At 73.0% G+C, this 5,470-nt stretch carries 5 protein-coding genes; 3 read left to right on the forward strand and 2 right to left on the reverse strand.

The annotated features are described in order from the left end of the window. A partial coding sequence (locus AB0J39_RS37910) for a hypothetical protein (RefSeq protein ID WP_363473797.1) occupies positions 1–249 on the reverse strand: 249 nt, incomplete at its 3' end. 52 nt (positions 250–301) lie between these two features. Here AB0J39_RS37910 and AB0J39_RS37915 point away from each other — a divergent pair. The 3 genes from AB0J39_RS37915 to AB0J39_RS37925 all read left to right on the forward strand — a co-directional run bounded on the left by AB0J39_RS37915 (position 302) and on the right by AB0J39_RS37925 (position 3,802). Further along, positions 302–493, forward strand: a complete 192-nt coding sequence (locus tag AB0J39_RS37915; RefSeq protein ID WP_363473799.1) for a hypothetical protein — start codon at positions 302–304, stop codon at positions 491–493. Positions 494–571: 78 nt separating this feature from the next. Continuing rightward, positions 572–2,575, forward strand: a complete 2,004-nt coding sequence (locus AB0J39_RS37920; protein WP_363473801.1) for an erythromycin esterase family protein — start codon at positions 572–574, stop codon at positions 2,573–2,575. A 240-nt stretch (positions 2,576–2,815) separates the two neighbouring features. Beyond that, on the forward strand, positions 2,816–3,802 hold the full coding sequence (locus AB0J39_RS37925) for an alpha/beta hydrolase (RefSeq protein WP_363473803.1): 987 nt from the start codon (positions 2,816–2,818) through the stop codon (positions 3,800–3,802). Between the two features lie 52 nt (positions 3,803–3,854). On the opposite strand, the gene katG is transcribed toward AB0J39_RS37925, so the two are convergent. Next, positions 3,855–5,470: catalase/peroxidase HPI (katG, locus tag AB0J39_RS37930; RefSeq protein ID WP_363473805.1), on the reverse strand; the 1,616-nt coding region annotated here is incomplete at its 5' end.

The raw sequence follows: 5,470 nt of genomic DNA on the forward strand, positions 1-5,470 counted from the left end.
CCCGGCCGCCGGCGGTGCCCCATCGCCATCCGCCGCCGCCTCGCCCGGCCGCACGGCCGAGCCGTCGCGGACCGCGTCGCCCGTCTCCCCGGCCCGGCCCCAGGCGCGACCATCCACGGCCGGGCCGGGCACGACGCGGCCCGCCCCCACGAGGACGGTCACCGCACGGCCGACCGCCCGCCGCTCGCGGACGGCCGCGCCGGTCCCGGCCGGCTCGCCGGTGTCGACGCCGGCGCGGCCCTCGCCCACGCCGGCCAAGCGGCTCGCGGAGCTCGGACCGGGACACTTCACCGAATACTGCGTGACGCTCGGCTGGGAGTGGGTCGAGTACCGCGAGACGCCCACGCCCGGCGCGTACTGCGTCAAGCGGAAGGGCGACACGATGTACCTCACCCAGAGCCGGCGCGACGCCGGCTGCCGCTGGCGCTATCCCGATCAGCAGGCCTTCCACCGGTTCAAGGGCAAGTCGAACTACTGCTTCACCTACCGCTGACCGCCGGCGGTCCCCAGCGGCGCGTTTGCGCAGCTCGCATGAGGGTATTCGGCTGCGCGACCGCGGGAGGCGGGCCGCATGGACGATCGCCTGTTTTCGGATCGCCGGGACGCGGGCTCGGTGCTCGCGGGGCTACTCGGGCACTACCGGGAACTGCCCGGCGTCGTCGTCCTCGGCCTGCCGCCCGGCGGTGTGCCCGTGGCGTACGAGGTGGCGGCGGGCCTGGGCCACCCGCTCGACGCGCTGCCCGTGCGCAAGCTCGGCACACCCGGCCGTGAGGAGCTCGCGATGGGGGCGATCGCCGGCGGCGGGGTGATCGTGCTCGACGAGGACGTCGTCCGCGGGCTCGGCATCCAGTCCGACACCATCCGGCAGGTGGTGGAGCGGGAGGCCCGGGAGCTGGCGAGGCGGGAGCGGGCCTACCGCGGCGACGCGCCCGCACCGGAGCTGGGCGGCAGGACCGTGATCGTCGTGGACGACGGACTGGCGACCGGCGCGGGCCTGCGCGCCGCCGTCCGCGCGGTCCGGCAGCGGGAGCCCGCCCGGATCGTGGTCGCCGTGCCCGCCGCGCCGCGGTCCACCTGCCAGGAGCTGTCGGCTCTGGTGGACGAGGTCGTCTGCGCGACCACGCCCACGCCCTTCTTCTCGGCGGGGGAGTCGTACTGGAACTTCAGCCGGATCCCGGACGACGAGGTGCGCAAGCTGCTGCGCGCGGCGGCCGCCCGGGTCCCGGCACGTGCCACGCCCGCCACGACCGGCCTCGCGACCCTGCGCTCGCAGCTCGTCCCGACACGGGACGGCGTCCCCTCGGACGAGGTGCTGTTCGGCCTCGTCGGCGACGCGCGGTTCGTGCTGATCGGCGAGGCGTCGCACGGCACCCACGAGTTCTACGCCGCGCGCGCCCGCATGACGCGGCGGCTCATCGAGGAGAAGGGCTTCGTCGCCGTGGCGGTGGAGGCCGACTGGCCCGACGCCTACCGGGTGAACCGGTATGTCCGGGGACGCGGCGACGACGCGTCCGCCGAGGAGGCGCTGCGCGGCTTCCGGCGTTTCCCCACCTGGATGTGGCGGAACGCGGACGTGCTGGAGTTCGCCGGGTGGCTGCGCGAGCACAACGAGCGGCTGGACGAGCGGGCGCGGTCCGGTTTCTACGGGCTCGACCTCTACAGCCTGCATCACTCCGCCGACGAGGTCATCGCGTACCTGGACGCGGTGGACCCCGGCGCGGCGGAACGGGCCCGCGATCGGTACGCCTGCTTCGACCACAGCGACGGCGACGACGGGCAGGCGTACGGCTTCGCCGCCGCCTTCGGGGCGGGGGAGTCGTGCGAGCGGCGGGTGGTCGACCAGCTCGTCGACCTCCAGCGCAACGCGCTGCGCTACCAGCGGGCGCAGGGGCTGCTCGGCGAGGACGAGTTCTTCCACGCCGAGCGGAACGCAGCGGTCGTGGCGGCCGCCGAGCGGTACTACCGCACGATGTTCGGCGGCCGGGTGTCGTCGTGGAACCTGCGCGACCGGCACATGGCCGACACGCTGTTCGCGCTGGCCGAGCACCTCGGCTGGCAACGCGGCGAGCCGGCGAGGATCGTGGTGTGGGCGCACAACTCCCACCTCGGCGACGCGCGGGCGACGGAGATGGGCGCGCGCGGCGAGCTCAACCTCGGCCGGCTGGTGCGCGAGCACAACCCGGAGGACTGCCGGCTCATCGGTTTCACCACCTACACCGGCACCGTCACGGCGGCCCGCGACTGGGGGCACCCGGCCGAGCGGAAGAACGTGCGCCCGGCGCTGCCCGGCTCGGTCGAGGAGCTGTTCCACGAGGTCGGGCACGCGGAGTTCCTGGTCGATCTCGCCCGCCCGGCCGGCGCGGCGGACGCGCTGCGCGGGGCGCTGCTCGAACGGGCCATCGGGGTCGTCTACCGTCCGGGCACGGAGCGGCGGAGCCACTACTTCCAGACCCGCCTGCCCGACCAGTTCGACGCGGTCGTCCACATCGACGAGACCGGCGCGGTGGAGCCCCTGGAGCGTACGGCCCGCTGGGAGCGCGGAGAGGTTCCGGAGACCTACCCGGCGGGGGTCTGAGCCCCGGGCGGCGGCGGGGGCGCAGGAGCGACGGCGCGCAGAGCGACTTCTTCCGCCCGGAGAACCCCGACCGCGAAGACGCCCAGAACGGTCCGCCCGGCGAACGCCAGGGGCCGGTCGCATCGGCCGACCCCCTGACTGGCGCCCGGAGCGATTTGCCGGACCGGCAACACGATTCGCGGCGGCGTCACGGTCCGGCGGATGATTCCCACGGCAACCACCAGGAACTTTGGAGGATCGATGGCGCAGCCCGCTCCCGCCGCGGCGGTCACACATCGTCTGGTCTCGTCTCCCGCCGGGCGCATTCACGTTGTGGAGCAGGGCTCGGGGCCGCTGGTGCTGCTGGTGCACGGGTTTCCCGAGTCCTGGTATTCGTGGCGCCACCAACTGCCCGTGCTGGCCGCGGCCGGCTACCGGGCCGTCGCTCTGGACGTCAGGGGCTATGGCCGCTCCTCCAAGCCCGGGGACGTGGCCGCGTACCGGATGCTGGAGCTGGTCGAGGACAACGTCGCGGTCGTGCACGCCCTGGGCGAGCGGACCGCGGTGATCGTGGGCCACGACTGGGGCGCGACCATCGCCGCGAACTCCGCCCTCGTGAGGCCCGAGGTCTTCCGCGCCGTCGGCCTGCTGAGCGTGCCGTACGCTCCGCGCGGCGGGCCGCGGCCCAGCGAGGTGTTCGCGCGGATGGGCGGAGAGGAGGAGTTCTACGTCGGCTACTTCCAGGAGCCCGGCCGGGCCGAGGGCGAGATCGAGCCGGACGTCCGCGGCTGGCTCGCCGGCTTCTACGCCGCCCTGTCCGCCGACACCATGCCCTCCGCCGGTGCCCCGGACCCGCACTTCGTGTCCCGGGGCGGAAGGCTGCGCGACCGCTTCCCCTCCGGTCGGCTGCCCGCCTGGCTCAGTGGGGACGATCTCGACGCCTACGCGGCGGAGTTCGAACGGACCGGGCTGACCGGGGCGCTGAACCGCTACCGGAACATGGACCGGGACTGGGAGGACCTCGCCGGCTTCGACGGTGCCGCCATCACGCAGCCGTCGCTGTTCATCGGCGGCGCGCTGGACGCCTCCACCACCTGGATGGCCGACGCCATCGCGGCCTACCCGGTCACGCTGCCGGGCCTGGTCACCTCGCGCGTACTCGACGGCTGCGGCCACTGGATCCAGCAGGAACGCCGAGACGAGGTCAACGACATCCTGACCGGCTGGCTCGCCTCCCTGCCCGCCTGAACACGGGAACGTCCGGCCGGCCCGTGGGGGCCGGCCGGACGTCACGTCATGCTCAGATCAGGTCGAACCGGTCGAGGTCCATGACCTTGCTCCATGCCTTGGCGAAGTCCCGCACGAACTTCTCCTTGGCGTCGTCGCTCGCGTACACCTCAGCGACCGCGCGCAGCTCCGAGTTCGCCCCGAAGACGAGGTCGGCCCGGGTGCCGGTCCACTTGACCTCGCCCGTGGCGGCGTCGCGCCCCTCGAACCTGGTCTGGTCCTCCGACGTCGACTCCCACTCCGTGCCCAGGTCGAGCAGGTTGACGAAGAAGTCGTTGGTCAGGACTTCGGGGGTCTCGGTGAAGACGCCGAGCTTCGAGTGCTTGTAGTTGGCGTCCAGGACCCGCAGACCGCCGACGAGGACCGTCATCTCGGGGGCGCTGAGGTTCAGCAGGTTCGCCTGGTCGACCAGCAGGAACTCGGCCGGCAGGCGGTTGCCCTTCCCGTAGTAGTTGCGGAACCCGTCGGCGGTCGGCTCGAGCGCGGCGAACGACTCGACGTCCGTCTGCTCCTGCGACGCGTCCACGCGACCCGGCGTGAAGGGGACCTCGACGTTGAAACCCGCGTCCTTGGCGGCCTTCTCGACGGCGGCGGACCCGGCGAGCACGATCAGGTCGGCGAGGGAGACCTGCTTGCCGCCGGACTGGGCGGCGTTGAAGGACTCCTGGATGCCCTCGAGGGTGCGCAGCACCATCGCGAGCAGGTCGGGGTCGTTGACCTCCCAGCCGCTCTGCGGCTGCAGGCGGATGCGCGCACCGTTGGCGCCGCCGCGCTTGTCGCTGCCGCGGAAGGAGGAGGCGGACGCCCACGCGACCGACACGAGCTGCGACACCGACAGGCCCGAGGCGAGGATCCGCTCCTTGAGGGCGGCGATGTCCCTGGCGTCGACGAGCTCGTACGTCCGCTCCGGCAGCGGGTCCTGCCACAGCAGCACCTCGGACGGAACCTCCGGGCCGAGGTAACGCGCGACCGGGCCCATGTCGCGGTGGGTCAGCTTGAACCACGCGCGGGCGAAGGCGTCCGCGAACTCGTCGGGGTTCTCCAGGAAGCGCCGCGAGATCTGCTCGTAGATCGGGTCGACCCGGAGGGCGAGGTCGGTCGTGAGCATCTGGGGGGCGTGGCGCTTCGACGGGTCGTGGGCGTCGGGAACGGTGCCCTCACCGGCGCCGCCCTTCGGCTTCCACTGGTTGGCGCCCGCCGGGCTCTGGGTCAGCTCCCACTCGTAGGCGAACAGCGTCTCGAAGAAGCTGTTGTCCCACTTGGTCGGGGTGGGGGTCCAGGTGACCTCGAGACCGCTGGTGATCGTGTCGCCGCCCTTGCCGGTGCCGTAGCTGTTCTTCCAGCCGAGGCCCTGCTGCTCGATCGGGGCGGCTTCGGGGTCGGCGCCGACGTTGTCCGCCGGGCCCGCGCCGTGGGTCTTGCCGAAGGTGTGGCCACCCGCGATCAGGGCGACCGTCTCCTCGTCGTTCATCGCCATGCGGCGGAACGTCTCACGGATGTCGCGGGCCGCGGCGAGCGGGTCCGGGTTGCCGTTCGGGCCCTCGGGGTTGACGTAGATGAGACCCATCTGGACCTTCGCGTTCGACACCGCGGTTGAGCAGCGAGTAGGGCGGCTGCTCGGTGCGGAAC

Source organism: Microbispora sp. NPDC049633, from assembly GCF_040675265.1.
GTDB classification, from domain to species: Bacteria; Actinomycetota; Actinomycetes; order Streptosporangiales; family Streptosporangiaceae; genus Microbispora; species Microbispora maris.